This window comes from Planotetraspora sp. A-T 1434 (genome assembly GCF_025420585.1).
Lineage (GTDB): Bacteria > Actinomycetota > Actinomycetes > Streptosporangiales > Streptosporangiaceae > JAOEGB01.
The window spans coordinates 1-26,159 of sequence record NZ_JAOEGB010000011.1 but is presented as its reverse complement, the minus strand read 5'-3'; the positions used below and the strand labels follow the sequence as shown (position 1 = coordinate 26,159).

At 68.1% G+C, this 26,159-nt stretch carries 31 protein-coding genes and 2 tRNA genes; 16 read left to right on the top strand and 17 right to left on the bottom strand.

Annotated elements, in window-relative coordinates; genetic code table 11:
- Nucleotides 1-56: 56 nt before the first annotated feature.
- The 3 genes from N5079_RS15865 to N5079_RS15855 all read left to right on the top strand — a co-directional run bounded on the left by N5079_RS15865 (nucleotide 57) and on the right by N5079_RS15855 (nucleotide 1,837).
- Nucleotides 57-146: transfer RNA gene (locus tag N5079_RS15865), tRNA-Ser, on the top strand.
- Between the two features lie 207 nt (nucleotides 147-353).
- Complete coding sequence (locus N5079_RS15860) at nucleotides 354-1,220, top strand: Imm10 family immunity protein (protein ID WP_261584575.1); 867 nt, start codon at nucleotides 354-356, stop codon at nucleotides 1,218-1,220.
- 389 nt (nucleotides 1,221-1,609) lie between these two features.
- Entirely contained in the window at nucleotides 1,610-1,837 is a 228-nt protein-coding gene (locus tag N5079_RS15855; RefSeq protein ID WP_261584574.1) for a hypothetical protein, read from the top strand.
- 321 nt (nucleotides 1,838-2,158) lie between these two features.
- Here N5079_RS15855 and sepF read toward each other — a convergent pair whose 3' ends face one another.
- Nucleotides 2,159-2,404: a cell division protein SepF gene (sepF, locus tag N5079_RS15850; RefSeq protein WP_261584573.1), complete on the bottom strand. Its 246-nt coding sequence runs from the start codon at nucleotides 2,402-2,404 to the stop codon at nucleotides 2,159-2,161.
- 58 nt (nucleotides 2,405-2,462) lie between these two features.
- On the bottom strand, nucleotides 2,463-2,933 hold the full coding sequence (locus tag N5079_RS15845) for a DUF3052 domain-containing protein (protein WP_261584571.1): 471 nt from the start codon (nucleotides 2,931-2,933) through the stop codon (nucleotides 2,463-2,465).
- A 297-nt stretch (nucleotides 2,934-3,230) separates the two neighbouring features.
- On the opposite strand from N5079_RS15845, the gene N5079_RS15840 reads away from it, so the two are divergent.
- Complete coding sequence (locus N5079_RS15840; RefSeq protein WP_261584570.1) at nucleotides 3,231-3,620, top strand: hypothetical protein; 390 nt, start codon at nucleotides 3,231-3,233, stop codon at nucleotides 3,618-3,620.
- 221 nt (nucleotides 3,621-3,841) lie between these two features.
- Nucleotides 3,842-4,354, top strand: coding sequence for a DUF4142 domain-containing protein (locus N5079_RS15835; protein ID WP_261584569.1), 513 nt, complete (start codon nucleotides 3,842-3,844; stop codon nucleotides 4,352-4,354).
- Between the two features lie 67 nt (nucleotides 4,355-4,421).
- Here N5079_RS15835 and N5079_RS15830 read toward each other — a convergent pair whose 3' ends face one another.
- Both N5079_RS15830 and N5079_RS15825 read right to left on the bottom strand, forming a co-directional pair.
- The gene (locus N5079_RS15830; protein ID WP_261584568.1) at nucleotides 4,422-4,544 is read right to left on the bottom strand and encodes a hypothetical protein; all 123 of its coding nucleotides are present in this window, start codon (nucleotides 4,542-4,544) and stop codon (nucleotides 4,422-4,424) included.
- 252 nt (nucleotides 4,545-4,796) lie between these two features.
- Entirely contained in the window at nucleotides 4,797-5,993 is a 1,197-nt protein-coding gene (locus N5079_RS15825; RefSeq protein WP_261584561.1) for an esterase-like activity of phytase family protein, read from the bottom strand.
- Nucleotides 5,994-6,091: 98 nt separating this feature from the next.
- Here N5079_RS15825 and N5079_RS15820 point away from each other — a divergent pair, with 98 nt between their 5' ends.
- Together N5079_RS15820 and N5079_RS15815 are read left to right on the top strand one after the other, a co-directional pair.
- Nucleotides 6,092-6,547, top strand: a complete 456-nt coding sequence (locus N5079_RS15820) for a MaoC family dehydratase (protein ID WP_261584560.1) — start codon at nucleotides 6,092-6,094, stop codon at nucleotides 6,545-6,547.
- 141 nt (nucleotides 6,548-6,688) lie between these two features.
- Nucleotides 6,689-6,761 (top strand) — tRNA-Arg (locus N5079_RS15815).
- Between the two features lie 218 nt (nucleotides 6,762-6,979).
- Here N5079_RS15815 and N5079_RS15810 read toward each other — a convergent pair.
- The 3 genes from N5079_RS15810 to N5079_RS15800 form a co-directional block, all read right to left on the bottom strand.
- A complete protein-coding gene (locus N5079_RS15810) occupies nucleotides 6,980-7,213 on the bottom strand; it encodes a DUF2945 domain-containing protein (protein ID WP_261584559.1) in 234 nt (77 codons plus the stop codon).
- A gap of 124 nt (nucleotides 7,214-7,337) precedes the next feature.
- The gene (locus tag N5079_RS15805; protein WP_261584556.1) at nucleotides 7,338-8,471 is read right to left on the bottom strand and encodes a CU044_5270 family protein; all 1,134 of its coding nucleotides are present in this window, start codon (nucleotides 8,469-8,471) and stop codon (nucleotides 7,338-7,340) included.
- Nucleotides 8,468-8,995 (bottom strand): RNA polymerase sigma factor, encoded by a 528-nt coding sequence (locus N5079_RS15800; protein ID WP_261584554.1) that lies wholly within the window; start codon nucleotides 8,993-8,995, stop codon nucleotides 8,468-8,470. Before N5079_RS15800 ends, N5079_RS15805 begins: the two co-directional genes overlap by 4 nt.
- A 506-nt stretch (nucleotides 8,996-9,501) precedes the next feature.
- On the opposite strand from N5079_RS15800, the gene N5079_RS15795 reads away from it, so the two are divergent.
- The 3 genes from N5079_RS15795 to N5079_RS15785 are packed head-to-tail and all read left to right on the top strand — an operon-like array spanning nucleotide 9,502 to nucleotide 12,274.
- Nucleotides 9,502-10,347 carry a peptidoglycan-binding domain-containing protein gene (locus N5079_RS15795; protein ID WP_261584552.1) on the top strand — a complete coding sequence of 282 codons (846 nt, stop codon included), beginning with the start codon at nucleotides 9,502-9,504 and terminating at the stop codon, nucleotides 10,345-10,347.
- A 48-nt stretch (nucleotides 10,348-10,395) separates the two neighbouring features.
- The gene (locus tag N5079_RS15790; RefSeq protein ID WP_261584551.1) at nucleotides 10,396-11,292 is read left to right on the top strand and encodes a peptidase inhibitor family I36 protein; all 897 of its coding nucleotides are present in this window, start codon (nucleotides 10,396-10,398) and stop codon (nucleotides 11,290-11,292) included.
- A 34-nt stretch (nucleotides 11,293-11,326) separates the two neighbouring features.
- Nucleotides 11,327-12,274 carry a SpoIID/LytB domain-containing protein gene (locus N5079_RS15785; protein WP_261584545.1) on the top strand — a complete coding sequence of 316 codons (948 nt, stop codon included), beginning with the start codon at nucleotides 11,327-11,329 and terminating at the stop codon, nucleotides 12,272-12,274.
- A 60-nt stretch (nucleotides 12,275-12,334) separates the two neighbouring features.
- Here N5079_RS15785 and N5079_RS15780 read toward each other — a convergent pair whose 3' ends face one another.
- The 3 genes from N5079_RS15780 to N5079_RS15770 form a co-directional block, all read right to left on the bottom strand.
- Nucleotides 12,335-13,381 (bottom strand): NBR1-Ig-like domain-containing protein, encoded by a 1,047-nt coding sequence (locus tag N5079_RS15780; protein WP_261584780.1) that lies wholly within the window; start codon nucleotides 13,379-13,381, stop codon nucleotides 12,335-12,337.
- Nucleotides 13,382-13,589: 208 nt separating this feature from the next.
- The gene (locus N5079_RS15775; RefSeq protein ID WP_261584542.1) at nucleotides 13,590-14,318 is read right to left on the bottom strand and encodes a hypothetical protein; all 729 of its coding nucleotides are present in this window, start codon (nucleotides 14,316-14,318) and stop codon (nucleotides 13,590-13,592) included.
- Nucleotides 14,315-14,734: a sigma factor-like helix-turn-helix DNA-binding protein gene (locus N5079_RS15770; protein WP_261584779.1), complete on the bottom strand. Its 420-nt coding sequence runs from the start codon at nucleotides 14,732-14,734 to the stop codon at nucleotides 14,315-14,317. The genes N5079_RS15775 and N5079_RS15770 overlap by 4 nt, the downstream gene beginning before the upstream one ends.
- A gap of 251 nt (nucleotides 14,735-14,985) precedes the next feature.
- On the opposite strand from N5079_RS15770, the gene N5079_RS15765 reads away from it, so the two are divergent.
- Nucleotides 14,986-15,552 (top strand): hypothetical protein, encoded by a 567-nt coding sequence (locus N5079_RS15765; protein ID WP_261584541.1) that lies wholly within the window; start codon nucleotides 14,986-14,988, stop codon nucleotides 15,550-15,552.
- Between the two features lie 220 nt (nucleotides 15,553-15,772).
- On the opposite strand, the gene N5079_RS15760 is transcribed toward N5079_RS15765, so the two are convergent.
- The 3 genes from N5079_RS15760 to N5079_RS15750 all read right to left on the bottom strand — a co-directional run bounded on the left by N5079_RS15760 (nucleotide 15,773) and on the right by N5079_RS15750 (nucleotide 18,467).
- Nucleotides 15,773-16,402 (bottom strand): hypothetical protein, encoded by a 630-nt coding sequence (locus tag N5079_RS15760; RefSeq protein WP_261584538.1) that lies wholly within the window; start codon nucleotides 16,400-16,402, stop codon nucleotides 15,773-15,775.
- Complete coding sequence (locus N5079_RS15755; protein WP_261584536.1) at nucleotides 16,344-17,231, bottom strand: hypothetical protein; 888 nt, start codon at nucleotides 17,229-17,231, stop codon at nucleotides 16,344-16,346. Before N5079_RS15755 ends, N5079_RS15760 begins: the two co-directional genes overlap by 59 nt.
- Before the next feature lie 321 nt (nucleotides 17,232-17,552).
- A complete protein-coding gene (locus tag N5079_RS15750; RefSeq protein ID WP_261584535.1) occupies nucleotides 17,553-18,467 on the bottom strand; it encodes a LysR family transcriptional regulator in 915 nt (304 codons plus the stop codon).
- Between the two features lie 239 nt (nucleotides 18,468-18,706).
- Between N5079_RS15750 and N5079_RS15745 the strand changes: the two genes are divergently transcribed.
- From N5079_RS15745 to N5079_RS15735, 3 genes are all read left to right on the top strand, one after another.
- A complete protein-coding gene (locus N5079_RS15745; RefSeq protein WP_261584534.1) occupies nucleotides 18,707-19,201 on the top strand; it encodes a hypothetical protein in 495 nt (164 codons plus the stop codon).
- 363 nt (nucleotides 19,202-19,564) lie between these two features.
- On the top strand, nucleotides 19,565-19,906 hold the full coding sequence (locus tag N5079_RS15740; protein WP_261584533.1) for a glycosyltransferase family 2 protein: 342 nt from the start codon (nucleotides 19,565-19,567) through the stop codon (nucleotides 19,904-19,906).
- Nucleotides 19,875-20,468: a restriction endonuclease gene (locus tag N5079_RS15735; RefSeq protein WP_315967844.1), complete on the top strand. Its 594-nt coding sequence runs from the start codon at nucleotides 19,875-19,877 to the stop codon at nucleotides 20,466-20,468. The genes N5079_RS15740 and N5079_RS15735 overlap by 32 nt, the downstream gene beginning before the upstream one ends.
- 206 nt (nucleotides 20,469-20,674) lie before the next feature.
- Here N5079_RS15735 and N5079_RS15730 read toward each other — a convergent pair whose 3' ends face one another.
- Genes N5079_RS15730 through N5079_RS15715 form a run of 4 tightly spaced genes read right to left on the bottom strand, consistent with a single transcriptional unit; the run spans nucleotide 20,675 to nucleotide 24,647 of the window.
- A complete protein-coding gene (locus N5079_RS15730; RefSeq protein WP_261584530.1) occupies nucleotides 20,675-22,204 on the bottom strand; it encodes an SCO6880 family protein in 1,530 nt (509 codons plus the stop codon).
- 31 nt (nucleotides 22,205-22,235) lie between these two features.
- The gene (locus tag N5079_RS15725) at nucleotides 22,236-23,633 is read right to left on the bottom strand and encodes a hypothetical protein (RefSeq protein WP_261584529.1); all 1,398 of its coding nucleotides are present in this window, start codon (nucleotides 23,631-23,633) and stop codon (nucleotides 22,236-22,238) included.
- A gap of 4 nt (nucleotides 23,634-23,637) precedes the next feature.
- Nucleotides 23,638-24,357 carry a hypothetical protein gene (locus tag N5079_RS15720; protein WP_261584527.1) on the bottom strand — a complete coding sequence of 240 codons (720 nt, stop codon included), beginning with the start codon at nucleotides 24,355-24,357 and terminating at the stop codon, nucleotides 23,638-23,640.
- The gene (locus tag N5079_RS15715) at nucleotides 24,354-24,647 is read right to left on the bottom strand and encodes a hypothetical protein (RefSeq protein WP_261584526.1); all 294 of its coding nucleotides are present in this window, start codon (nucleotides 24,645-24,647) and stop codon (nucleotides 24,354-24,356) included. The genes N5079_RS15720 and N5079_RS15715 overlap by 4 nt, the downstream gene beginning before the upstream one ends.
- Before the next feature lie 306 nt (nucleotides 24,648-24,953).
- Here N5079_RS15715 and N5079_RS15710 point away from each other — a divergent pair, with 306 nt between their 5' ends.
- Both N5079_RS15710 and N5079_RS15705 read left to right on the top strand, forming a co-directional pair.
- Entirely contained in the window at nucleotides 24,954-25,187 is a 234-nt protein-coding gene (locus N5079_RS15710; protein ID WP_261584525.1) for a hypothetical protein, read from the top strand.
- Nucleotides 25,187-26,155, top strand: a complete 969-nt coding sequence (locus tag N5079_RS15705; RefSeq protein WP_261584524.1) for an NlpC/P60 family protein — start codon at nucleotides 25,187-25,189, stop codon at nucleotides 26,153-26,155. The genes N5079_RS15710 and N5079_RS15705 overlap by 1 nt, the downstream gene beginning before the upstream one ends.
- The last annotated feature ends 4 nt before the right edge of the window (nucleotides 26,156-26,159 follow it).

Genomic DNA, 26,159 nt, shown 5'->3' with positions numbered 1-26,159 from the left:
CCGCTTTGCCGCCTCGCACGATCGCCGGTACTCTGTGCTGAGCCACTCGGCAACCAGGAGGCTTCGCCTAGTCAGGTCTATGGCGCCGCACTGCTAATGCGGTTTGGGTCTTAAGCCCATCCGGGGTTCAAATCCCCGAGCCTCCGCACTTCAAAGCCCCTCTCGTCGTCATCGGCGAGGGGGGCTTTTGATCTCCACAGGGCCTCTGGTTGCAGTTGGTAAGGCGCAGCGCGCCAGGGCGCGTCCCCTTGATCGGGCGTAGCCACACCGGAGTTCGCCTCATAGGCTCCTGTCCTCGTTCTCGATGGAAAGGGCCCGTCAGGATGCCAGCCAACTGGACAGACGACCTCTGCATGGAGATTGGACGGATCGTGAAGGCCGCCACTCCAGACGGCTGGCGAGAAGTCGTTGTTCATCGCTGCCAGCTCGGAACCTTCAGCACGACTGCCATCACTTATCGAACGGCCGATGGCTCATCGCGGCATCACCACGTCGAGGGCCTTGACGGCCCTTTCGATCAGTTGAAATTCGCCCAGTATCAGCAGGGTGAGGGAACCTGGTTCGTCTGCCGACTCGATTACGCGCCGCGGGGGAAGTCGTACAACGCGATGATGTCGACTTTCGATGTGGAGCCGCCTTTCGCTCAGGACATCGAGGTACCTGCTTCGGCCTACGTGGAGGAGCTGACCAAGTATCCGCGCAAGCCAGAGCTCATCCCGCCATGGATGAGGGCGGGGTGGCCCGAAGGGGTTCCCTTGCCTGGCTCAGCATCTATCCCGGCTTTCCCGCCGGCCGTGGAGGAGGCCGGCCCGTCCTGGCCACCTCTCAAAGAGATGGTGGTTCGGACCATCGGCCGAGACGACGACCCCGGGCTGGTGGTGCTCGGTATGGCCGAGGACGCGAACGGCACCGGGACGGTCTTGCTGTTCATGATGTCGACGGAGGAAGCGGACGAGCAGGAGATCAGGCTGGGGATGGACACCTACTGCGTCGTGCGGGATCAAGCCACGACCTACGGTGGAGTGAGTGCTTGCAACCTCGCTTCGCGGCGTCTGACACTCCACTTCACGCAAGAGGCGGCGGAGGCGCTGGATGTGGAGCCGATCCTCCAGATCGAACTTCAAGTGGATGACGATGCTGTGGAACTCCTCCGCACCAGCTTGCGAGAGATCCTGCTGTCTGGCCGTGACGATCAACGTCCTCACTCGATACACCTCTGATCGTCCGGCCATTAGCGGGACATTAAGGGGGGTGACGAGGGGGCAACCACGGTCACTCATAACCGGCTCCACGTCCAGCTCAGTGCCGTATGGGCAGAGCGAATCCCAGGATTCCGGATCTTTGTATCGGGCCGGGGCCGCAGTTCGGCGGTGGAACCTATGTGAGTTCAGGATGCGTTACCGTCGCCTCGGTCGACAGGCATGGCCTGGAGTTCGTCCTCACCGCGCGGACTCGCCACTGGCAGCACCTTGAGTCGATGACCATGAACGCCTACTACCACGCGGGCCCCCCTCACCGGCGCCTGTTGCCGACCCCATGGACCGCTGTTGGGCCGCGTTGCCTAATCCCCTGTCGCGAGCGTAGTCACAGGCGGCACATACTGGAGGGGATGAAGCCAGCTAGCGGCGCGCCACGTCGTCACATGCCCACAAGTCCCTTCAAACCCCCGGCCCCCGCCCCGCCTGCCGAGCGGTTCAGCGTGGACGACCGGGTGACCCATGATCGATATGGTCTGGGCGTCGTCATCGGAGTAGAAGATGAGGTCGCCGTGCTCGTCGATTTCGGATCACGTCAGGAACGAATCACGACGCCATTCAACAAGCTGTACAAACTCTGACCCCGTACGGCGGGGCTTGGTGTACCTCGGGCCGTGGGAAGGCCCGCAACAGAGGGGATGTCCGGCTCGGGCCCGACGGCATCGGGGCCGTGCCGTACGGTCGGCGTACCTTGGCGCCTCTTACGTTGCGGGTCCTAGACCTGCGGTTTCGTGCCCTCCTGGGATGAAGAACCCTCTTGGAAAGTTCTTCCGTGCTCGGCGCCATGCCATCCCCGTAGATCAGGTAGGGCTGACCCACGTCGGACTCCGGCGGACGCCCGGGTTACGCCGCGAAGCCGCCCCGGCCAGCTCCGGGCGCGCCAGTGGGGCTGCGACAGCCCGTCAGTCCCGGGCAGCGGGGCGGTCGGTGGGGCCGACCACCTCGGGGGGCAGAAGCAGGAAAGTCTTGTGGTCGAGTCGATCCATGGCTCCACCGCGGCCGAAGACAAGGCCCGCGGCGAAGTCCACGAGCTGCTTGGCCTCCCCAGTGGGCATTTCGGTCAGATCCATCACTATTGGAATGCCCATGCGGAAGAAGTACCCGACGTAGTAGACCTCGTTGTAGTCCCGTGGACGCAGCGTTTTCACCACCGGCCCAGTCTGCACCCAGCCCGGAGGACGTCAAGAGCGAGATCAAGGTGCCTGCTCAGGAACGCCGGTTCTCCTTGCGGCGGACGAACTTCAGCCCGGACCAGTCCTCGCCGAGCGCGGCCACCTTCACGTCCACGACGCCAAGCGGTAGGAAGAGCTCACGCAGCGCGTTCTCGGTGATGTCGCTGTCATGCCCGGCGGCGCGACGGGGCCACGCGATCCACAGCATCGCGTCATCCGCCAGGCCGTTCACCAGTCCGGGCGCCTCGGAGGCCAGATCACCGTGGGAGCGGTAGAAGGCGACGGTGACGTGAGCGCCCTCCGTGCCGCCGTCCGTGACCACGGAGCCCTCGGGGAGGTTCGGGATCTCCCAGTGGTCCGGGCGATGCGTGAGCCGCACCTGCCGGCCCGGCATGACGCCGATCTTCTTGGCGAGTGGGGTGCCTGAATATCCGGTGGTCGCCACGCGCTCACAGTAGCCCGGACGGTACGCCCTCATCGGTACGTCCTCATCGGTGCGTCTCATGGGTACGTCCTCATCGGCCGCCCCCTATAACGGGCGCACCCGCGCGGAGTCCCGATCTATGCGCTTGGAGCCGCTGATGCTCAGGTTTGACCTGACATTGAGCGCACGCTGCGTGATCATCCGGACATGGGCCCCTTACCGTCGTCTCGTACCGTCCATGACCTCAGGGGGAGCCTCATGTTCGCCTGTACCGCAGTCCTCGCCGCCGCGCTGCTCGCCGGACCCGCCACGCCGGCTGATCCGACTCCGCCCGCGCCGAACGCCGCCACGAACGGCAAGCCGTCGGCAACGAGGCAGTTGGACCTGAAGAAGCCCGTCGCCGGTCCGGCGCAGGAAGACTTCATGGCGCAGTTCGACAGGTTCACCGACCCGGCCGGGCTTCCGGAAGGCTGGGCCGCCGCCTATGGCGTCGACCTCGCCAAGAAGATGAAGCTCTCCGAGAAGCCCACTCCGCAGGATGTCCTGATCACCGCGGCGCCCACGGACAGCGGATCAACAAACGAATCTCCGGCCGGATCGACCACCGGATCCCCTTCCAAATTCACAGCCGGATCGGAATCCGCGTCGGCACCCGAGGCCAGGCCGTTCAGCCTGCTCGCTCCGAATCCTCAGCGGCCGTCGTTCGTGCCGCCCGCGGGTCACGCGAAGACCGATCATCATCGCCTGGCGCCGCACATCGATGACTGAGTGGTCGTGGCTGCTCGGCGAACGCCCCGCCCCCGCCCCCGCCCTTGCTCTGAGGACGGGGGCGTCCGTTTCGTACGGCTCGCGGTGGTCCTTGGCGTTCTGGTCTTTGCGGTCGTCCGAATGGGATGCGGCCCTCCCGGGGTATGAGGCGTATGTACTGCTGTGTCCGGGTTGGGTCTCGGTGTCCCGGTGACCTCCCGGCGAGAGATCCGGAGGGTCCCATGGTCAGACGGATCATTGTCCTGCTGGCCGTCATGGCGGCTCTGCTGGCGGGCAAGACGGCCAGCTTCGCCGCGGCTGCCGACGTCAATGAGCAGGACCGGACATTTCTCATACAAACCCATCAGGGGAACCTGGGTGAGATCCGCGCAGGACGGCTCGCCGAAACGGAGGGCAGCAAGAAGGCGGTGCGCGAGTTCGGGACGAGGCTCGTGACCGACCACACCAAGCTGGACAAGGTCGTCCGGCAGGTGGCCCTTCAACTGGGCGTGAAGCTGCCGCACAAACCCAGTGACAAGCAGCAAGCCGAGCTCAAGCAGATCGCCGTGAAGCAGGGCGCCGAGTTCGACCGCGCCTGGATCGCCGCGATGATCGCGGACCATAAGGAAGATCTGGCGGCGATTGCCCAACAGCTGTCCAAGGGCTCCTCGGCGCAGGTCAAGAAGATCGCCACAGACTCCAAGCCGGTCGTCCAGGACCATCTCCAGACGCTGCAGAAGCTTCAGCGCGGCTGACACACAGGCCGTCTCCGCGGCTGGAGTGCCGCCATAGGCGCGCGGTGCCGCCCCATCAGGGCTCCGATCAGGTGAAGAGCTCGACGAGCGCCCAGATGATCAGAGCCCAGGACGCGATGCCGACGACGGTGATGAGGATGAGGCCGCGGAGACGGTAACGCTTGCCGGGCTGGTCGGGCTTCTCGCTCACGGGGTCCTCCACGCGGGGTGGATGGCGCATACACCCCTGCGACCAGGTGATACCCCTTCGTGGCCCCGAGTGTCGTGGCGAACACCCATAGTGCATGGAGGTGTAACCGTAACGACGGAATCAGTGCGCACATAAACGGCCTCTATGTGCGCCTAAATCCCGGCCTACCTACTTACACCCCTGGCGTACGGACGAAGTCGTCGCGGCCGCGCAGGCCTCGCCGTACGCCAGGGGATGGACCTGCGCCGTTGATCAGAGGAAGGCGCGCGGGTCCGCGTGCAGGCGGTGCGAGAGCCGTACGGTGATGAACTCGTCGTTGTCCGCCTTGCCCGGAGTGCGGCCGGAGGAGAACGGGAAGTTGTTGTCGTTGACGACGGCCAGCGTCCGGTCGTCGAGCAGTGCCACGTCCTCGATGGTCTGGAACGGGAACCGGAAGGTCTGCCCGAAGCCGCCGAGCCCCTTCGGGTTCGCGAGGGTGAGGAGGTCGGCGACCAGAGTCTTGTCCATGACGCCGTCGCCGTCACGGTCACGGGTGTCGGCGAGGTAGATCCGCTTGAAGGCCGCGGCATCGCCCTGGTTGTTGTCGCGCTCGATGATCAGGAACCGGTGCCTGTCCACGGTGATGGCGTCGCCGATGGAGTTCGACGGGGAGTCGAGGCGGTAGGTCCACCGGTCGCCGGTGTACTGCCCCTTGCGGACGTCGAAGTCGTAAAGGCGCAGGTCGCCCGGCGTGTCGCCGTCCACCGTGCCTTCGAGCAGAGGGTAGAGGTGGCGGCCGTCGACCGAGCGGGCCATGCCCTCGAAGCCTTTGCTGCTGCGGATGTTGGGCTGGCCGCCGTTCAGGTACGGGTTCTCCGGGGCCTTGACGCCATCGAGGGCGATCGGAGCCTGGAGGAGGCGCCCGGACGGCGCGAAGTGCAGCAGCCACGGGCCGAACTCGTCGCCGATCCAGTACGTGCCGTCGAAGGACCGCACGATCGACTCCACGTCGAAGTCCGCGCCGGTCAGCGTCCGGTCGGCCCTGGTGAGCGGGAACGGCACGCGGTGGTCGGGGTCGGTCAGGTTGAACCCGCCGACCACCTCGACCTTGCCGGTCGTGACATCGGGCCTGATCCGGTGGACGCGGAGCAGGAAGTCGGCGCTGTTGGCCTTGGCGCCGTAGCCGTTGTCGGACAGCACGTCGAAGGTGCCGTCGTGCCTGTTGACGATGCCGCTGAAGCCCTGGACGGGCTGACCCGCGAAGGGCGCGGCGATGCCGTTGAACGGGCCCGCCCCGATGGCGGAGCCCGACGGCTCGCTGCCGGGCACGAACGTCTCGGCGGGAAGGGACGCGAAGCCGGTCAGCGTGGCCTGGCCGTAGCCACCATGCTCAGGGTCGGCCATCGCGGCCGGCGTCGCGAGCCCGAGGGTGAGGGCGGCCGCACCAAGCATGATCGAAAGTCGTTTCATGTCGCGAACGTTAGAGATGCCGGATTACGGGGGCTCCAACGCAAGGCGACGGGACGCGGAAGCCGTACAAGTAGTCCCCGGCGTTAGGGTGCTGTGCTATGCGGATCTTCAATGACCTTGCCGAGCTGAAAGCAGCCAAGGGGGAACATCTTGGGCACACCGACTGGCGGGAGATCACCCAGGACCGCGTGAACCTGTTCGCCGACGCGACGGACGATCACCAGTGGATCCACGTGGACCCCGACCGTGCCAAGGACAGCCCGTTCGGCGGCACCATCGCGCACGGGTATCTCTCGCTGGCGCTGCTGCCGTCCTTCGCGGCCGAGCTGTTCCGGGTCGACGGGCTCCAGATGGCGATCAACTACGGACTGAACAAGGTCCGGTTCGCGCGTCCGGTGCCCGTCGGCTCCCGGATCCGCGCGGCCGCCGAGATCGTCGACGTGAAGGGCACCCCTGCCGGGACGCTGGCGAACGTGCGCGTCACGATCGAGGTCGAAGGCATCGACAAACCCGCCTGCGTCGCCGAGACCCTCTCCCTCCTCATCCCGGAGTAGCCGAGCCGTACGGCACGCCGGAGGTGGACCCCTCGTAGGTCCCTCGCCTGTGGGAGGGCAAAGTAATGGCTCAAGCAGGGGTGTACGGTCTGATAGAGTTACACCCGTTGCCAAGCACCCCAGGTGATGCCAGGCAGCCAGGCGGCCGTAGCTCAATGGATAGAGCATCTGACTACGGATCAGAAGGTTAGGGGTTCGAGTCCTCTCGGCCGCGCCCAACTCAAAGGCCACTTCCGGTCACCGGAAGTGGCTTTTTGGTTCCCGTACAGCAGCGAATTACAGCAACGTCGTCAGCAGTTGAGGTCGGCGTCCGACTTTTACGAATCCTCGTGATCCGCTGGCTGATCGGTTCCTGCGTGCCGAGCCGGCGATCGAGTTCGGCCGCGGTCATGTTGACCGCCTGGTGGGTCGGCGGCGATCTGCTTCTTGTCGTCAGTCATGGCGGTCCTTCTTGTGCAGCGCTGACGGCTTGTGTACGGCGGTCTTGCCGCTCTTGCTGCTCCGGACGCGGAACTGAGGGTCGTCGGGCGAGGCCTTCACGGTGCGTCCGCTGTCTTCCGTCGTCTCGGTGATCTTCTTTTCGACCTTCCCCGAGGTGGAAGAGCCATGGCTTTTCCAGGTGACTTCGTCACCCACGGCCGGTTCGTCTTGTTTCTTGGTGCTCATGGGGGCTCGGATACCCACCCACGACCAGGGCAATCACGCGCCGGCTGGCCCGGCGGCATGACGAAAGGGCGACCGCGGCCCATGGCCTATGGCCGCGATCGCCCCCCGTCGGAACCGCCGGCCGTTACGGCTTGACCGGCTTCCGGTTGGTCCACTCGGCCTTGGTGATCGAGGTCCAGTTGACGACGGTGCCCGGCTTCGCCCAGCCGTAGGTTCCGGTCGGGGCGACGGCCACGAACTGGTCCGTCAGCAGGACGCCGGTCTTCGGGTCGACGATGAGCTGCCGCTCGAACTTGCCGGTGGACCACGTCTCGGCCCGGGCGACGCCCTGGCCCGTGCGGCCCAGCGTGTCGGTCACCTCACCCAGCGACCGCACGCCATCCAGGCCGGCGAGCACCTGGTAGGCCGCGGCCCGGACGCTGGGCTTGACGGGCATGTCGCTCAACAGGCTCGCGGTCACCTGGAAGAGCCAGGAGTCGGCATCCTGCGGGTCGTTGGACTCGGTGCCGTGCCCCTCGTATCCCTTGAGCAGGTACGCCTTCAGCTCGGCCGCCGTCGTGGGCAGAGCCTGGAGCTCGGCCACCGAGACGTTCTTACCGGCCAGGTCGGCGACCTTGTCGCCCACGTTGATCGCGTTGCCGGAGGGCTTGCCGCCCTTGGCCTCGACGACCCGCTGTTCCCGGGTGTCGGCGTTCTTGGTCATGGTTACCGTCCACTTGGTCGGCGAGCCGTCCTGCTTCCAGGCGGCCTCCGAGCCGGGCGCGGGCTTAATCCCGAGGTTCTGGGACACCCACCAGCTTTCCTGCTTCGGCGAGCGGGCGATCCACTTCTGGTCGCCTTGCAGCATGTTCACCGTGTAGTGCACCTTGGTGCCCACCTGCTGGGCGTTACCGAGCGTGCTCTCCACGTACCAGTAGGCCCCGCCGCCGTGCCGGGCTTTGAGTGACGACTCGGCCGCGACGAGAAGGACCTGCTTGGCCGACAACCGCGTCACCGAGTGCGTGTCCTTGGCGACGGTCTGGGAGCTCGGGGCCGGTGCCGTGCCGCCGGTCGCGGTGATCGTCACGGCCACGGCGGTCGCGGCGGCCGCACCCGCCAGGCCGAGCCCCCACACGGGCCTGACGATGCCGGCCTTGCGGGTCCGCACCGGCCTGGCCTGAGACATGGCGTAGGAGAGCTCGCCAGTCCGGGTGTGCTCGTCGGCCGGGGTGTCGAGATGGGCCGGGCGTGCCGCCCGCAGCTGGTTCATCGGGTTCATGACCACTCCTCACTGAGACTGCGCACCCGGGTTCGGGGGCGGACCGCCGGTACCGACTTCATTGCCTCGACCAGCCGTTTGCGGGCCCGGTGGAGCCGCACTCGGAAGGTCGCGGCGGAACATCCGATGACGCGTGCCGCGTCGCGGGGCGTGAGCCCCTGCCACGCCACCAAGATCAGCAGCTCGCGTTCGTCCTGGTTCAACGAGGCGAGCGCGGTCATGACGGCGAGGCGTTCGGCCACCTGATCGGCGTGGTCTTCTTCCGTCCATGCGCGCAGCTCGCCGGCGAGCGACTCGCGCCGGATCTCGGCGCGGATGTTGTCGCGCAGCACGTTGCGGGCCACACCGAGCAGCCACGGCAGGGCGCGCTCCGGCATGTCGTCGAACCGCCGCCAGGCGATCGCGAACGTCTCGCTCACCACCTCGTCGGCGATCTGCCTGCCCGCCTGACTGACCACGTAGGCCCAGACCCGCTGTCGGCACTCGTCATACATCGTGGTGAACCGCTGTGAGTCATCCGTCACCGGCTGGCCCCCCTTCGTCCCGGGTAATTGCTTCAACACAAGGAAGTGGGCCGAGACCCTCAAGTGTTACAAACAGCTCCAAAATCCTTGCGGAGCCCGGTCAGCCGCGGATCATCATCACGCGGAGTTCGACGCGCCGCGCGACCTGGTCTTCCGCGCGCACACCGACCCCCGACTACACCGTGCAGACCTTCGAGTTCGAGGGCGTGCCGGGCCATGTCGCCCTGGAGTCCCTCACGGGCGCGACGGCAAGACACTCGTCCGTACGGTGTCGACCTTCCAGTCGGTTGAGGACCGCGATGGGGATGGCCCTCCGGAACCCCTGTCCGCCGCGCACGGCCGGCGTCTCGCTCGCCATCGGATTACCTGTCAGGCGGCGCGTACGCCTGTACGGGGAGCCTGTCGGACAGGCTGACAACACGATCTTGTTGTGGACAGCGTGAGCGATCCGAAACCGTGGACTCCGCCGCAGGAATCACCCCCCAGCGTCCGAACCAGGAGAAACGATGAAGCTGCCTTCATGCGCCGCTGCCCTCGTGGCGGCCGCCCTGCTCGCTTCCTTGACCGGAGTGTCCGGGATGTCAGCGGCACAGGCGGCCGACGCTAGGGCCCTTCCGACCGCGAACATGGAAGCCACTGTCAAGGCGGCCCAGATCGACCCGCGGCGGTCCGACGACAAGCTGACCCCGGGTGCCAAGGCCAGTGTGCTCCTCGTTGAGCAGGCGCTGCGCGACCGGCACCTGCTCGACGCGAAGTGGGTGGACGGCTACTTCGGCAGCACAACGGTCGTCGCTTTCGCGAAGTTCCAGAAGTCGCTCGGCCTCACTGGTCTCGCCGCCAACGGCCTGCCGGGCAAGGCGTCGCTTACCAGACTCGGAGCCGGCCGCTTCGGAGTCACCCACATCATCGGCCCGGGTGCCCGGGTGTCCGCCGACGGCGGCGTCATCAACACCCGCACGCGGAGCATGCTGGCCGAGGCGAAGCGGCTGCTCGGCCGCAACCTCGTGCTGTTGCAGGGTTCGTACAACCCCGGCGGCGACCCCACGTCCGCGGGCACCCACGACGGCGGCGGCGTCGTCGACATCTCCGTCAAGGGGATGAATTCCGCCACCCGCACCGCGATCGTCCGCGCGTTGCGACGTGTCGGCTTCGCGGCATGGGTGCGTAGCCCCGATCAAGCCGACTGGCCGTGGCACATCCACGCCGCTGCCATCAACGACACCGACCTGTCCAGCCAGGCCCAGCACCAGATCGGTGACTACTACCTCGGTCTGAACGGGCTCGCCGGCCGTGGTCCGGACGACGGCCCGAAGGTGACCATCCGCACATGGGAGGAGTACCAGCGCCGCTGACCATCCGAAACCCAGGCTGCACAGACACAAAGACACAAGGAGAACACCATGAGAACGCTTAACAAGATCCTCACCGCGGCGGCCGCCGCGATGGCGCTCGGCGGGGCGGTGCTCGCCACCGCCTCGCCCGCCTCGGCGGCGACCCGCAACGGCGTGTGCGAGACCGGCGAGTTCTGCTACTACTTCAACAGCAACAACCAGGGATCGGTGTCCGACTTCACCGGATCGGTCGGGGACTACGGCACCGAGCAGCCCTCCTGCTTCGACTTCAAGGGACCCGGCAACGGCAAGGGCACGTGCGTCAAGAACCACGCCGCCTCCGTCTGGAACCGCAGCAACAAGACCGTCCGCGTCTACTACAACAGCAACTACGTCGGCAGCATCTACCAGGACTTCAAGCCCGGCGCCAAAGGCAACCTCAAGCCCAGCCTCAAGAACCAGAACGCCTCGCACCAGTTCAGCCCGTCGTCATCGGCGCGCGTCAACATGTCGTACGCGCTGTACAAGACCGGCGGCGGCCACATCAGCTGCGGCTTCGACGGTTACACCAGCACCCGCGGCCGGCATGAGGGCATCGACATCGCCCGCGGCATCGGCTCGGATGTCCACGCCCTGGTGAGCGGTCAGCTCATCTACGTCGCGTACGGGCACAACGGCGGCTCGGGGCTCTCCACGATCGCCATCTACAACGCCTCGTTGAACAAGACGATCATCTACCTGCACTCCGCTCCGCGGTCCTCCCTGCGCGTGGGCCAGCAGATCTCGCGCGGCCAGATCATCGCCGACGAGGCGTGGCACGGGGTGTCGTCCAGTGGGGCCGCGCACACCCACGTCGAGATGCGCCCTGGACGGCAGAAGCTCGCCGCCAAGAGCGTCGGCGACCCGGTCCTGAGCAACCCGAACCCGAACTCGTTCTGGGTCTCCCAGGGCTACAACGTCCGCTAGCGCACCGCGACCTCTGATGAAGAGGAAGGCAACTGTGTCTCCACGAACCGCACGGCTGATCTCGCGGCTCACCACGGCGGCCGCCGCGATGGCGCTCGGCGGGGCGGTGCTCGCCACCGCCTCGCCCGCCTCGGCGGCGACCCGCAACGGCGTGTGCGAGACCGGCGAGTTCTGCTACTACTTCAACAGCAACAACCAGGGATCGGTCTCCGACTTCACCGGATCCGTCGGGGACTACGGCACCGAGCAGCCCTCCTGCTTCGACTTCAAGGGACCCGGCAACGGCAAGGGCACGTGCGTCAAGAACCACGCCGCCTCCGTCTGGAACCGCAGCAACAAGACCGTCCGCGTCTACTACAACAGCAACTACAGCAGCAGCATCTACCAGGACTTCAAGCCCGGCGCCAAAGGCAACCTCAAGGCCGGCCTCAAGAACCAGAACGCCTCGCACCAGTTCCTGAGCTCCGCACCGCCGACCGGGTGCAAGACCGACGGCACGCACAGCAAGCTGCCCACGACGATCCTCGTCTACCGGAAATCCCTCAATCGCGTGGACCGGGTGCCGTTCAAGACCTACATCAAGAATGTCCTGCCCAACGAGTGGCCGTCGTACTGGCCGAGGGAGTCCCTCAGGGCCGGGGCGATCGCCGTCAAGAACTTCGGCTGGTACTGGGCGCTGAACTCGGCGAGCAAGACGCCGAGCGGCCAGTGCTACGACGTCTCCGACCACACGTCCAGCCAGGTGTACAAACCCGGCTCCGCGACGGCGGCGACGAACGCCGCGGTGGACGCGACGTGGGGCACCCGGATGACGCGCAATGGGAAGATATTCAAGGCCCAGTACTGCTCTACGACGACGGCGTGCGGCCATTGGGTCACCGGCGACTGGATGTCGCAGACCGGCTCCCGCGATAAGGCCAAGGCGGGGTGGAGCTACTTCAGGATCCTCAAGTACTACTACACGGGGATCGTTCTCAACTGAACCCCCGGAGACCGTCCGCCCCTGGTTCCCCGCCGTGTGATGCACGGCGGGGAACGGGCGTCAGTTGACGATGACCTGGAAGTTGAGCGGCCGGCCTCCGGGGAACGCGACCCGTCCCGAACCATCCATCATCTTGAACCGCACATAGCACAAGCCTGGGTTCCTTGGCGTGGTGATGTCAGTCCGGATGTCGACAGTCTCTCCGGGTCGCGTGTCCTTGATCGGTACGTCGGAGATGGTCTGGCATTGATCAGGTTGCTGCGGGAGGTCGAGGCGATGCAACGAATATCCCTTCCACGGCACGGTCCCAGCGTTCTTGAGCCGCCATACCTTGGTCATGGTCTGGCCGGGGCCAACGTGCGTGCAGTCGAGTAGCGTGATGTCCCCGATGAACGCTGCCGAATCACCCTTGTGCGCAGGCGGGGCCCACGGCGGGTTGGTCGGGCGCACCGGGCAGCCGGCTGCCGACAGCGAGGCCTTCGATGGGCTGCCGGACGGGTTCAGGCTGCGCTCGTCGGTCTCGGAGCCGTGATTGACGGCGGACGCGATGAAGACCGCTGTCCCCACACCGACGGCCGCTGTTGCGAGCGCGGCCGCAGCCGGGCGGGTCAGTCGGAATCGCCCTCGGCCCCCCAGCGCAGGGAGGACCGGCTGGACGTCGCCCGCGATCTCGTCGGGCGGTGGCAGCGGCGTAGGCACAGATGCCGAGGTCTCACCAGCCGACCGTGGCGCTTGCGACCCGATGGCGATGTGCACGGTACGACCTTCCGCGGCGCCTGTGGCGGAGGCTGCGAGTCCACTAGGCGGACGGGCCGCCAAGGTGTCCGCGCGGATTGAAGGATCTCCGGCGCTCGTCGATCTGACCGCCAGGTTCGCCCTCTCCCAGCGTTCGCGGTACGCGGCCGGGTCCGCGCCGCACGCCTTGACGAACTCGACGGTGGTCTCCCAACTCGGGAGCCGGTTACCCTTCGTGGCTTCGTGCAACGTCGTGTGCGAGATCGCTCCCGAGCGGCCAGACATCTCCCGGAAAGGTGGGTTGCCGACAGATTTGCGAAGTTCTCGCAGAGCCGCCGCGAAGTCCTCGATCGTCTTCGCCCGTGCAGGCATGTCGTCCACCGGGTGAAGCTAACAGCGCCCACGGTATTCACTCAAGCTCGAACCCACAGTGGCGGGCGAAGTCAGGCGAGCTTCAGCCCATCGTGTGACGCACATTCGGTCGGTGCTGTAGGCGGTCATCCTCGAGCCCGTTAGCAGAGGTGCCAGGTGACCGTCCGGGGTCACCTGGCTACCTAATGTCTGGAGGACTCTCGGTGACCTAGGACTTGGACGGCTTGGGCTCGCGCGCCGGGCCGCTCGGGACGTCCGTGGTGCAGGTCAGCGGGGCATCGTCGAGCACCAGGCCCATCGAGACCGCGACTCGGCTAGGGGAGTCCGGCTGGTAGTCGGCTGTCCTCATCCCGATGATCAGCTTGGTCGCCGGGGGCATCGCCGATGGCGTGATGACCATCCAGGGTGTTGTGTCAGGCTGCTTCTCCTTTCGGATGGCCTCCTTGGAGTTTTCCTTTCGGATGGATTCCTCGGAGTTCTCCCGCCGGATGCCCTTGTTGGAGTTCTCCATCCGGACGACCTTCTCGAAGTCCGCTCCCAGATCCTGCGACGCGGTCGACGGCTCGCACCACTTGTTGATCGTGATCTGCGCGGGGATGCCGGCCTGGGCCAGCGTTCGCTGCATGACCTCGGGATCCAGCGACTGCTGCTTGGTCATCTTCACGGTCACCGTGCCGTCGGGGTTGGTGTCGACGGAGAAGGCGGCCAGATGCACGTGCACCTGATTGCCGGTGACCACCGGCGGTGCGTTCACCTGGGGGCTGTCGATCGCCAGCGTCAACGCCAGCCCCGTCGCCAATGCGGCGCCGGCCGCCGCGCCCCCGATTCTGCGGCGGCGGCGAGACCGGCCCGCCGCCACGAGTTTCTGCACCGGCGTGTGCATGTGCACTCCGGCCATGGCGTCGCGCACCGTGCCCAGTACGTCATCGTCGTTCATCGTTCGCCCTCCTGGCTGTTGACTGTTGCGAGGTCGCCGCGCAAAGTCGCGACAGCGCGCGACAGATGTGCGGTGACGGTTCCGGGAGCGATCCCGAGGGTCCTGGCCGCGGTCTCGGTGTCCAGATCGAGAAAGACGCGCAGCGCGACCACCTCCCGCTGCCGTGGCGGCAACCGCCGTAACGCCGCCAGCAGCGTGCCCGGCCAGGCGCGAGCCGTACGGCCGTGCAGGACGTCGGCGACAAACCCCGTCCACAGCGAGGCGACCGCGCCGCCGGTGACGAGGGCGGCAAGCCTGGCCGCCACCCATACGATCACGGCGAGGCCGGCCAGGCTCCACAACACCCCGAGCAGGAACCAGGCGCCGAAGGCGGGCCCAGGGATCACCGGCGCCGACGGCCCGAGCACGCGCCTCACCGGCAACCTTCCGCACCTTGGGAGAAATCCATGCCGGTGAGCGTCACGACCAGGCATTGCTCACCCCGTGACCATAGGGCCTTGCGCACACGGAGCGGTGCCGCGACTGCGTGCGGCGAGCAGAGCCACGTACGGCAACAGGTCGAAACTGAATGGCAACATGACCCATCCAGGAGCCGGCTCGACGCCGCTCACCATTGATGTGCCGAAAAGTAATGTTGCGGGCACTGATCGTGACGTAGGGTCGGCCCGTGCTTTTCGCCTTCGTCGATGAAAGCTGCCGAGTGCGGGCGGACGACGACTGCGTCTACGTCCTCGCTGCGGTTCTCCTCCATTCCGAAGGGCTTGACCACGTCAGATCGCTGATGGACACGCTCCGGTACGGCAAGACACCCACAGTTCACTGGAGGACGGAACGGGTACCTCGCCGATCTCTCATCGCACAGGCGGTGGCGTCCATCGACTTCGCCTCCGTGGTCGCCGTCAGCCTGCACGCCTCCGCGGGCCGTCCGGAACGCGCCAGGCGTCACTGCCTGCTTCGGCTGCTGCCCGAACTGTCGGCGCGCGGTGTCGAGACAGTGGTCTTCGAGTCGCGCAGGGAGCAGGATGCCGCCGACCGGGCGATCCTGACGGTCCTTCGCAGACGCGGCCAGGTCGCCGCGGAGATGTCGGTCAGCTGGGCGCGAGCCAGCTCGGACGCCGCACTGTGGACGGCTGACGTCGTCGCCGGAGTCGTCACCGGATGGCTAGGCGGGGAGCTCCGATGGTGGCCGCTGTTGGAGGAGCGCGTCACTTTCCTGGAAGCAGGAGAGATGTGAGCGGCGAAAACGCGAACGCCGGGCTCCCGATTCCATCGGGGGGTTCCCGGCGCCACTTTCGTTCCCCAGAGGAAACGACACGATCAGTATCCGATTGCTGGCGCTGCGCTGTCAAGCCGTCCGCCCTCGACCGCAGGACGCCAGGCGCGGTGCCACCGTGACCGGCACCGGCAGCGAGGACCACTACATCATCCTGGTACTGGAGCTCGCGGCGCTCCGGTTAGCCTGGGTGCTCCGATGAGCCTTGCACACCGCCACAATCTGGAACCGCCCCGCCGTACGGCCAGCGTGTACGACGTCCTCGGGGCGGGCTGACCGCCGCGTCGTCGAACCGCGGGTCTGTGTCGTAGAGCTGGTGCTCGATTTCGACGAGCGCGAGCTCGACCGGGATCCCGAGACGCTCCCCCGTCTTGATCAGATACTTGCCTCGGCCGGGGTGCTTCGCTCCTGGTTGCCAGGAGTCCGGCGCCGACCAGGAGGCGACCAGTTCGGCCTCGGGACCCGTGAGCGGGGTGACCTCGCTGACCCTGGCGAGCTCGCGCGGCGGCAGCCCGGCCAGCACGGTGATGGCCGATCGGTCGGCGAATCCACGGGCCTTGGCCCGGTCCTCCTCTGCGGTCAGCGCGTCCAGGTCCGACAGCGAATGCGTCACCATCACCGACGCCATACCCTTGGCCCGGTTCAGCCGGGTCAGCGCATCGGCGTACTCCACCAGGCCGGGAGCGCCGCGCAGCGCCCGCCACAACTCGTCCATCACCCCCAGCCACGACCGCCGCGGGCCCAGGCCGAGCTCACTCAACGCCGCGCAGGCGTCCACCATTGCGAAGGAGTACGCCCAGGTGGACAGCATCGCGGCGCTCAGCAGCTTGTCGCCGGCCGTACCGATCCGGGAGATGTCGATGACGACCGCCGGCGCGGCCGGATCCAGCGGGCGGGTGGTCGGCCCGTCGAACACCCCGGCCAGCGACCCCGTGCACAGCAGGTCGAGGGTGAACACCAGGTCCCGTGTTCTTTCCCCGGTAGGTCCCGTCGGTGTCGGCCCGGGCGGCCGAGCGAAGCGCCTCGGGCCCTTCCTCGATGACCGCCAGGACGTCGGGCACCGTCGGCTCGCGCGGCAGCCGCTCGTCCAGCAGGTCGACCGCGCGGCCCAGCACAACCTCTTCAAAGTTGGTAATCCGGCTTTCCCGAATCAGTGTGCACAGCGCGAGCAGCAGCGACAGGCGGCGGCCGCGCACTTCCCAGCGCAGTCGCTGAGCCTCAGGTCCGCTCATCTGCCGCAGTGCGGCGGCCAGTGGTCCGGCGTCGAGCGGATTGAGCCGGTCCATCCCCCGCCCGACGCCGATGACCTGCCCGCCCAGGTGGGCGACCAGCGGCGTGTAGTCGGGTTTGGTGTCGCCGAGGATCAGCGCGGTCGAGCCGAACGCGACCGCCCCGACGACCAGGCGCTTGACGAGGGTGGACTTGCCGGTGCCGGGCTGGCCGAGCACGAACACTCCGGGGTTGGTCACCAGCCCGGCGCGCAGCCATGTGAGCGGATCCAGGCAGACGACCTCACCGGACAGCTGATGCCGCCCGATCGGCGTGCCGACAGACGGGGCGCCCGCGCCGGCGACGAACGGATACAGCCCGCACACCTGCGTGGTCGTCGCCTGATACTCCACCCCCGGCGCGACGTGCACCGCCCGCCCGCCGTACGGCCTGCGCCGGCCTCGCGCGGGGGCAACCGGGCGCTTCCTCCCCCAGGCCAGAGCGTCCGGCGCGGCTCTCGTGTCTTCGAGGTCGCCGGGACTGGCCGCTGGCGGTAGGAGTTCGGGGCGAGGACAAAACTGCACCACGGTCACGACATGCCTCCGCGTCCGGTCGATGGCCAGTCGGCTCCCTCAGTACGCCGCAGGAGGGTTGTTCGAGCCGTGACGTAGCTCGGAACCGTGCCAGCCATGCAGGAATGATCCTCTCCACGCCGCGGCTGCGCGGCGGCTCGCACCGCCATCGCAGGGGGCCTACAGGAAGTGGCGAGGGCCGACAGCCTGGAAGGCTTCCAAGAGGGCGCGGACGGCGCCACGCCGGTCGGTGCGCCGACATGCGACATGGAATACCACAGGGGCGGCGCCAGTCAGTGTCACCGCCCGCAAGCGAGAGCCCAGCAGGCGTGGTGCGTACTCCGCGACGCCGACCATCACGGCTGTGCCATCGCCGAGTTGGCGAAGGACGGGTGTGATGTCATCGGCGTCGACCTCGACCAGGCGCGCCTCGCGGCGTGGCCGCACATCCCCGAGCCAGAACTGTTTCATCCACTCGTCGTCGGCGGCGGCGGGGTTGTACAAGATCGGTTGCTCGCTGAAGTCCTCCACGTTCATCGTTCCGGCGTCGGCGAGGGGATGACGGGCGGCGACCACGCCGATGCGAGCGCTGGTGATGGGCAGGGGGAACGAGTCCACGGCGGGATGGTGCACGGGCGCGGTGTCCCACAGGACGTCTATCCGATGCTCGGGTAGGCAGCGGGTCAGCGCGGGAAAGGGGATTTCCTGAAGCACCAACCGGATCTCGGGGAAGCTGCGGCGGACCTCTCGTGCGATGCGGGTCATGTCGAAGTGTCCAAGCATCGCGCCGCCGCCGACGGGCATACCGACCCGCAGCGTGTACCGGGCGGGTTTGGCCCGGGCACTCTCGAGCGCGGCGTTGGCCTGAGCGATCAAGGGTACGGCGGCGATCGCGAACTGTCGGCCTGCGGACGTAACGGCGAGCACCCCCGTAGAGTCCCGCTCGACGAGGGGGACCCCGAGTTGTCGTTCGAGACGTTGGATGCGCTTCGTCAACGCAGATGAGTTCATGTGCAGCCGCATGGCCGCACGCCCATAGTGCATCTCCTCCACGAGGACCAAGAAGTTGGCGACCAACCCGAGATCCAGGTCCATACGCCACATTATCGACGAGCCGGGCGGACCGATCCAGGATGCCAAATTAGGGACATCGATCAGCGGTCATTGTTGAAGTCTCCGGCGCTGTCAAGACCCGATTCCGCATTGGAACGAGGGAGCGTCACGCTCCGTCAATGCGCGTAGAAATTTACGTAATACGGCGGTGATGCGGGCAACGCCCATGTGCAGCCCGTTTCGACTCGCGGCAGCGCAGGGTCACCGGAAGGGACCGAAAAATGACGGACATCACGCGCAAGACTCGACTGGGCCTGACCTTACTCCTAAGTGTCCTGCTCTTGATAACGGCGGTAACCGTACTCCTGCCGCGTAGGGCCGACGCCGCCACGGGCGACGTGATCGCGGGCTGGAAGAACAGCTTTCGGCTCACAACCGCGGCGAACCAGCAGGTAGATGTGGGCCGGCTCAACTTGCCCGCCGGCAAGTACGCGATCTTCGCTAAGCTGTTCATCGGGCTTCCGCTGCCTTCTGGGCTCAAGACCACGGTCAGGTGCGCGCTCTGGGCAGGCGTGGACAACGATCAGAGTATCGTCGACCACGACGGCAATATCTCGGGCGTGCCGATCGCGCTTAACGTGGTCCACGACTTCACCACTCCTGGTCAGGCGGTTCTCACCTGCGGACACGACGTGGTTTCGGGACAAACCGATTTGGGAATGATCAAGATCACCGCAATCTCCACGGGGTCGCTGGTCAACGTGCCGCTGCCTTGATCAACCTGCGGCGACCGGCACAAGCCCGGCCGCCGGGCGCCCCTTCGGCGAAGGCGATATCCGGCAACCCGCACTGACGCCGCTCCCTGCGCCTCCTCGACCAATGCGATCGAGGCCCAGGGCGTCGATCAGCGCGGCGGCCAAGCGGAGCGGCTCGGCGATCCCCGAGCGCGACGGAACCGGCCCCCGAAATGGGTTTCGCCAACGTCCAGACATCCACCCGATTTCCGCCCGTGTACGGCTCCGCGGTACACGGGCGGAACCGCTGGCCGTGTCCATGACGGGATACAGGGTGACTTTGGGATAGACACCGGGGATGGGATGTCACTGATTGGAGACTTCCGGCACAGAGGCAGGCGGGCGATGACGGCACGAGTCACGGTGGTGGTGGCCACAACGAACCGACGGGACGAGCTGGATCGCGCGCTCTCGTACCATGACGACCTCGCCATCCTGGTGGACAACGGCTCCACGGACGGCACCGCCGCGTTCGTACGGCGGCGCTTTCCGCGTATGGACGTGGTAAAGCTCGGCCGGAACCTGGGTGCTCCGGCCCGCAACCCGGGCGTGCGGCGGGCCACGACGCCGTACGTCGCCTTTGCGGACGCTGTCGCCCGTCCGCACGGGGCGACGAAACCCGGCCGCTCCTACGCACGTACCTGCGGCGTCAGTGATGCCCTGGCGCCGCGCTGCTCGTACAGATAGAACCCGTGGTTTGATGACGGCCACCGCGTCCAGTACAAGTTCGCGATGGACCCGGTCACCTTGGCCAGGGCGCCCCTTTTCACGCCCGAGGATCTCCTTCTCCAACAGACCGAGCGTCCTGGATAGATCCCCATGGGCGAGGAACTGCACCCCGACCAGATCAAGTCCACCAGGGTCGAGCCGAGCGCCATGTGATCCCCCGCGCCCCCGCACAACCGTCCGTGTACTGCGAGTACTACGGGAACCCCGAGGGCGGTTTCCCCGAGATCGGCAGGGAGACAAAGGCGGCCGCGTCATGGCCCTCGATGAGCGCGGACATCGCATCGTCGCGCAGTGCAAACACACCACCACCGGCGCCAAGGTCGGAGCCGACGTCGTCTACCAGATGAACGGAACGGCGGGGCCCGCTCATGGCGCCGACGTCGCCGTGGTCGTCACCAACGGCTCCTTCACGCGGGGAGCCCGGGAGAATGCCGCCGAGTTTCGGATCCACCTCCTCGACCGGCAGGACCTTGCCCTCTGGGCCTCAGACGGGTGTTTCTCCAGCGTATGCTGTGGCTGACCACACCACTGCGGCGCCGGCGGCGCCTACGCGACACTGCCGTGGGCCGCGACCCGGTCCCATCACCTCGGGAAGCAGACCCGCAGGAGGTCATGTGAGCACGAACGACGGCGGCTCCACGAGCCGGAAGATGACGTCCGACGACGCCCGGCGGATTCAGCGCAGCGCCGACACGAACCCGCACGGCAAGACCGCCACCAGCGGATTTAAGCAGAGGGCGCAGTCGGCCGCCGACAAGTCCAGGAGCCGGTCGAAGCGCGGGAAGTAGCGCCGGCCCCGGCTGCAAGGATCAGCGGCGAACCATGGCGGGGTGGGCAGGCGCCGCAGGGCAGGGTGGTGGCGAAGCCTGCGGCCTGGGATCCGGTCAGCAGCCGCAGACGAATCTTGGACGACTCGGCGGCGGCCTCGGTCGCAGCGACAGCCTGCGGGAGGTCGGCGGCGTCGAGCACGGTGACGGTCACGAACATGCCAACCAGGCACACCCCGGCCCCCATCGCCTCCTCTCTGGCCGCCTGCCGTGCCCTTGCCTGGTCGAAGGCGTCGCGCGCGGTCTCGTCCCTGCCGAGGCGATGCCGGTAGGCCTGCCGGAAGGCCGCCGAGGTGACCTCGCTTTCCAGCACGCGGTCGGCGGCCGCAGCCGGTAGCGGCCGATACTGCAGCGTCACCCGCTTCAGGTATGGCCCAGGCGCGATCAGCCGGGCCAGCACGTCGGAGTGCACGTTCTGCCGCGGCGCCTCCTGCCAGCACCATGACACCGACACCCCACTGTCGTGCCGGTAGCAGCCCGGCAGCTCCTCGGCCGACAGCGGCACGGCATCCGCCCAGCCCGTCGTACGTGCGCCGGCCTGGGCCCGGCTCACTTCGCCGCGGACGGCGGGGTCGAAGGCGCCGCGCACGACGGCGGCGATCTGCGCCGCGGTGGCCCGCCCGAGCACGGTGATGCCGCAGGAGCCGAGCGCTGATTCCAGGCCGTCTAACGTACGGGACACCTCGGCCACGGCCAGTTCCAGTGTCATCGGCGCCGGTGGCGAGGCCGTGGGATCGAACGTGAGCGACACCCGGGTCTCGACATGTGCGGCCGCGGCCGGCGCGGACGCGACCAACTGAGCCACGATGGCCCTGGCCGAAGCTGGCGCGGCCGGGTCGATCGCCGCGGCGACGGTGTCGGCGAGCTGGCCGCCCGGCTCGGGGGCGGTCTGCACGGTGACGCTAACCCAGCGCAGCGCGGGCACGTGCCCGAGCGAGGCCAGCCAGGAGCCCCAGCAGGCGACCCAGGTGTCGGCGTCGTCGGGGTCGGCGAGCCAGGGCGAGTTGGCCACGACCCGCAGCGTCGCGGTCAGGTGCCCGGCCCGCTGGTCCCACACCAGCCCGTACGGCCTGCCGTACCCGTCTGGGACCGACAGCAGCGAGGTGGCGGCGAGCACTCCCGGCAGTTCCAAACGGGAGCCGGAGCGGAAGCGAGTGAAGCCGCGTCGGGTGCCGTACCACCAGCGCCACCGGGTGAGCAGCACCGTGGCCAGGGGTGTGCCGCCGGCTGGCGCCAGGCCAAGCAGCGCCACCACGAGGACAGGCGGCAGCAGATACAGCAGCATGCGCGGGGACAGCGCGGTGGCCAGCAGCAGCGTCACGACGGCCGCAAGCACGGCGAAGGTGGCGCCGACGCCCATGCCGAGCAGCCCCATGCTCCGCCGACGCCGCCAGCCCCCGTACGTGCGCGGTTCCCTCGGCTGCGTCACGGCCCGGCCGTCCTGCGCGACGGCCTGCGCGTCATGCCGGCTCCTGTCGCGGCGGATCCACGGAGGAGGAGACGGTGTCGCCGGCCTTCTTCGCGCCGGTGGCCAGCCCGGTGATGACCACTCCCGCCGCGGCTGTGGCAGGGCCCGCGGCGGCGGCGGCCTTGGCGGCCGACGCCCCGGACGCCGCAGACGCTCCCGCCGTACGGCCGCCGGCGGAGGGCGGGCTCCCGGGCGCGGCGGCCGCCGCGGAGGCCCGGCGTGCACCGCCTGGGGGTCGAATCGCCGAGGACATGAACCGGGCGTGGTCGACGGCGCTCGCGCCTCCCGCACCGAAGAAGCCTCCGGAGCCGGACCGGCCGCCGCGGAAGGCGCCGACCGCGACCGCTCCCCCGACGGCCGTGCCGAGTAGGCCGCCACCTGAGACCGACTCGCTGACCGTGCCGCTCGCCCAGGTGAAGAACTTCAGCAACGCGGGCAGTGCCAGGATCGACAAGACGACCATCGCGAAGCCCATGAACATTGCCCGGGCGTCGGAGGCGTTCCCGAGCATGGTGAACGCCGTCGCGTACACCATGGCGGCCGCGGGCTTGTAGAAGATCAGCGCCAGCATCCAGCCGGTCACCCGCCGAAACCAGGGACGGGTGAGTGGCGTCATCGACCCGGCGGCCGCCAGCGGCAGCACACCGGCCAGTACGACGAGCGCGGCCTGGCGGAACAGCAAAAGGACGGCCTGGATGGCCGCGATGATAACGCCGACGATGCCGAGCACGATCACCACACCCGGGGAGGCGCCGGCCAGGCCGAGGACGGCCACGAGCTTCTTGGAGACGTCGCCGGTGCTCATGTTGAGCACCCAGCTCGACCACTCGTCGCCCACCTTCAGCAGCAGGGCGGGCAGCAGGACGCCGAGGCTGCCGGTGCCGAGGATGACGAGCATGCCCGTGCCGGCATCCAGCAGGGGTGTGGTCTTGCGGGTGACGGCGATCTTCGCTGCCGCCGCCAGCAGGGACAGCGCGGCCACCGCGACGGCGAACGGCAACGTCCACTGCTGGATCCGCTCGATCGAATCCACTGCGGACGGGCCGCTGCATCCGGCCAAGGGGTCGGAGACCAGGCAGGGCGAGTCGATGCGCGTCCACCAGGAGACGGTGTTGGTGATGATCCAGGACACCGCGTACTGGATCGCCTGCGCCAGGCCGTCCACGCCGTACTGGACCGCGCCCTTGGCCGCCGTACCGGCGAGGTCTCCGAGCGCCTGGCCGCCGCCCTCGACCGCCTGCCGTGTCAGGGTTCCGGCGCCCGGCAACGCGCCGTTCGCGACGGTCTCGGCCACACACATCGGGGAGGTCAGGTCGGCACAGCCCGGTGGCGGCGACGGTGCGATCGCGTACGCGGTCCCCGCCCGCCCGCCGGCCACGAAGAAGTCCACGCTGTCACCCCCGATCCGGGAACAGGGTGTAGCCGGTCAGGTCGGTCACCGGGGCCGAGGACCGCGTCCAGTCGCCGCCGGGCGGGGCCACCATCCGCCAGTCGCCGTCCCGCCACACCAGCTGCATCCGGGTGGAGACCCGCACGGTGACGCCGTCGCGGCCGGGCCCTGCCGCGACCGCGTCGACGATCGCCAGACCGGGAGCGTAGGCCTGCCAGCGGAACGCCTCCTCCACCACGTACGCCCGGCCGATCGGCGCGCCCTCGGCGACGCCCGCCACGGCGCGGACGCTGTCGTAGGTGGCGCGAACGGCCTGCAGCAGCGCTGGCCGGTCCGCCCCGGTGAACTGCTCGGCGATGGCCGGCTCGAACACCCCCGGCCCCCACCGCGGGCTGGCCCGCATCCCCAGGTGCAGCGCCGCCAGCAACGCCCCCGCCGGGCTCCGGGCGAAGCCGTACGCCCGGTCCCCAGCCACGGTGTGCGGGCCGTCGGAGGCGGAGTACGGCAGACGCACCCCGTGGAAGTCCGCCCACCGCCAGCCGCCGAGGTCCACCCTCGTCCTGTCGTCGGCGGGCTCAGCATGCGCCGACGGGGTCGGCTTGCCGGCAGGCGAGGATTGCTGTGCGGCAGGCAGCACGGCCAGCAGCACCCCTGCCACGATCAGCACCGCGGTAACCCCGAGGAAGATGAGCAGCCTCCGGCGCTCCCGCAGGGAGGGGCTCATCCGAAGATCGCAGTGATGATCGGCACGGCGACCGTGGCGAGGGACACACCGAGCAGCACCTTGGGCAGCTCCGAGGCCCCCTCGGCCGCGTAGTGCGACCGGCCGGACTGCCCGAGCGCCATTTTCCCGGCGCAGATCAGGATCCCGGCCACGCCCAGGATCAGGCAGGCCCACTTACCCCAGCCGAGCAGCAGGTCGATTTTCGGCTGCAGGCCCGGCGGCACGCGGCGGCGGGTTGTCCACCAGGTCGTACGACCGCACGACCGTGCCGATCGCGTCCTGAAGCGCATGCGTCCACATCAACGTCTCTCCCCAGGTTCTCGAGCTCGCTTAGATCGCCTCCCAGCAAGCCGCACCGGCGTTGCACACCCCGTGACCCGCAGCTCCTGCATCAGCCGGTCGCCGACACGGGCAAGTCACAGGCCATGCAATCGGCCACCGGTGTCCTGCCCCCGCCGGCGAAAGCGGGAAGAAATGAGGCACCCATGCGGACGTCGTACGGCTTGCGCAGCGCGGGCTCGCCCGTATCGGAATGCGCGCACACCGTCAGCGATCCGGGCAACGCAGCCGGGCAGCAGCCGTATCGAACCGGGCAGATGGCAAGCGCACCCGCCGGACCGATGTACCTCATCGCCCTTGACGCCGAGGCCGCTACCCGCAAGGTGGCGCGCCGCGCTCGGGCCAGTGTGCGGTGCCGCACGCAACGTACGCCCGCCCGCCCAGGGGCGGCTCGGACCTACACCTCCGACGGGCGGCACTGGGCAACCGTCACCGGAGGTCCAGCCGCGCACCTGGTCCGGTGGCTCGTCGACGAGATCCTGTCCCGCTGATGGGATGGCGCTGGGCAGGAGCCGCCGTCGTAGCCGCGGTCACGCTCCCGTTGCTGATCGTCGTGTTCGTCCTCGCCCAGCCTCCCATCCCGGCCGGCGGCGCCGGAGACGCGACACCGAACGAGCGGGCACTCGCGGACATCCCCCCGGCGTACCTGCGCTGGTACATGGACGCCGCCCAGACCTGCCCAGGCATGTCATGGACCGTGCTGGCGGCCGTCGGCAAGGTCGAGTCCGACCACGGCCGCGATCCCGCCTCCCGGGGTCCCAACGCAGCCGGGGCTCGCGGGCCCATGCAGTTCCTCCCGGCTACCTTCGCCGGACACGCGGTCGACGGGAACGGCGACGGCCATACCGACGTCTACGACCCCGCGGACGCGATCTCCACCGCGGCCGCCTATCTGTGCGCCTCCGGCGCGGCCTCCGACGTACGCAAGGCGCTGTTCGCCTACAACCACGCCGGATGGTACGTCGACCGCGTGCTCGCCAAGGCCGCCGAGTACGGCACCCCGACCATCGCCGGCGACCTCGTCGCGGTGATCATCGCCTACGCCCGCCGGCAGCTCGGCAAGCCGTACATCTGGGGCGGGACCGGCCCGAACGGGTACGACTGCTCGGGCATCGTCTACATGGCCTACAAGGCGGCGGGCGTGACGATCCCACGGACGACCTTCGAGCAGTGGCCCTTCGGTATCCGCATCCCGTCTGGGCAGGAGCGGCCCGGTGACCTGGCGTTCTTCTCCTCGGGCCCAGGCAACGGCCCCGACCGGCCCGGGCACGTCGCCCTCGTCATCGGAGGAGGCCAGGCCATCGAAGCGCGCTGCACCAAGTGCGGCCCGATCAAAATCACCACGTACGGCTCGCGCCGCAACATCGTCGGCTTCACCCGCCCCCTGGCCAACCCCAGAGCCAAGCGACAGCTCAACGGCGGAGCGGCCGACATGCCGCCTAGCCCCTCGCCGCGCTGAGGGG

Excerpts from the sequence above, each read along its gene's own strand:
- N5079_RS15860 (WP_261584575.1), top strand. The coding sequence starts at position 354 with ATGGAGATTGGACGGATCGTGAAGGCCGCCACTCCAGACGGCTGGCGA.
- N5079_RS15855 (WP_261584574.1), top strand. The coding sequence starts at position 1,610 with ATGAAGCCAGCTAGCGGCGCGCCACGTCGTCACATGCCCACAAGTCCC.
- N5079_RS15845 (WP_261584571.1), bottom strand. The coding sequence starts at position 2,933 with ATGAGACGCACCGATGAGGACGTACCGATGAGGGCGTACCGTCCGGGC.
- N5079_RS15835 (WP_261584569.1), top strand. The coding sequence starts at position 3,842 with ATGGTCAGACGGATCATTGTCCTGCTGGCCGTCATGGCGGCTCTGCTG.
- N5079_RS15825 (WP_261584561.1), bottom strand. The coding sequence starts at position 5,993 with ATGAAACGACTTTCGATCATGCTTGGTGCGGCCGCCCTCACCCTCGGG.
- N5079_RS15820 (WP_261584560.1), top strand. The coding sequence starts at position 6,092 with ATGCGGATCTTCAATGACCTTGCCGAGCTGAAAGCAGCCAAGGGGGAA.
- N5079_RS15810 (WP_261584559.1), bottom strand. The coding sequence starts at position 7,213 with ATGAGCACCAAGAAACAAGACGAACCGGCCGTGGGTGACGAAGTCACC.
- N5079_RS15805 (WP_261584556.1), bottom strand. The coding sequence starts at position 8,471 with ATGAACCCGATGAACCAGCTGCGGGCGGCACGCCCGGCCCATCTCGAC.
- N5079_RS15795 (WP_261584552.1), top strand. The coding sequence starts at position 9,502 with ATGAAGCTGCCTTCATGCGCCGCTGCCCTCGTGGCGGCCGCCCTGCTC.
- N5079_RS15790 (WP_261584551.1), top strand. The coding sequence starts at position 10,396 with ATGAGAACGCTTAACAAGATCCTCACCGCGGCGGCCGCCGCGATGGCG.
- N5079_RS15780 (WP_261584780.1), bottom strand. The coding sequence starts at position 13,381 with ATGCCTGCACGGGCGAAGACGATCGAGGACTTCGCGGCGGCTCTGCGA.
- N5079_RS15775 (WP_261584542.1), bottom strand. The coding sequence starts at position 14,318 with ATGAACGACGATGACGTACTGGGCACGGTGCGCGACGCCATGGCCGGA.
- N5079_RS15760 (WP_261584538.1), bottom strand. The coding sequence starts at position 16,402 with ATGCTGTCCACCTGGGCGTACTCCTTCGCAATGGTGGACGCCTGCGCG.
- N5079_RS15750 (WP_261584535.1), bottom strand. The coding sequence starts at position 18,467 with ATGGACCTGGATCTCGGGTTGGTCGCCAACTTCTTGGTCCTCGTGGAG.
- N5079_RS15745 (WP_261584534.1), top strand. The coding sequence starts at position 18,707 with ATGACGGACATCACGCGCAAGACTCGACTGGGCCTGACCTTACTCCTA.
- N5079_RS15740 (WP_261584533.1), top strand. The coding sequence starts at position 19,565 with ATGACGGCACGAGTCACGGTGGTGGTGGCCACAACGAACCGACGGGAC.
- N5079_RS15735 (WP_315967844.1), top strand. The coding sequence starts at position 19,875 with ATGCCCTGGCGCCGCGCTGCTCGTACAGATAGAACCCGTGGTTTGATG.
- N5079_RS15720 (WP_261584527.1), bottom strand. The coding sequence starts at position 24,357 with ATGAGCCCCTCCCTGCGGGAGCGCCGGAGGCTGCTCATCTTCCTCGGG.
- N5079_RS15715 (WP_261584526.1), bottom strand. The coding sequence starts at position 24,647 with ATGCGCTTCAGGACGCGATCGGCACGGTCGTGCGGTCGTACGACCTGG.
- N5079_RS15710 (WP_261584525.1), top strand. The coding sequence starts at position 24,954 with ATGGCAAGCGCACCCGCCGGACCGATGTACCTCATCGCCCTTGACGCC.
- N5079_RS15705 (WP_261584524.1), top strand. The coding sequence starts at position 25,187 with ATGGGATGGCGCTGGGCAGGAGCCGCCGTCGTAGCCGCGGTCACGCTC.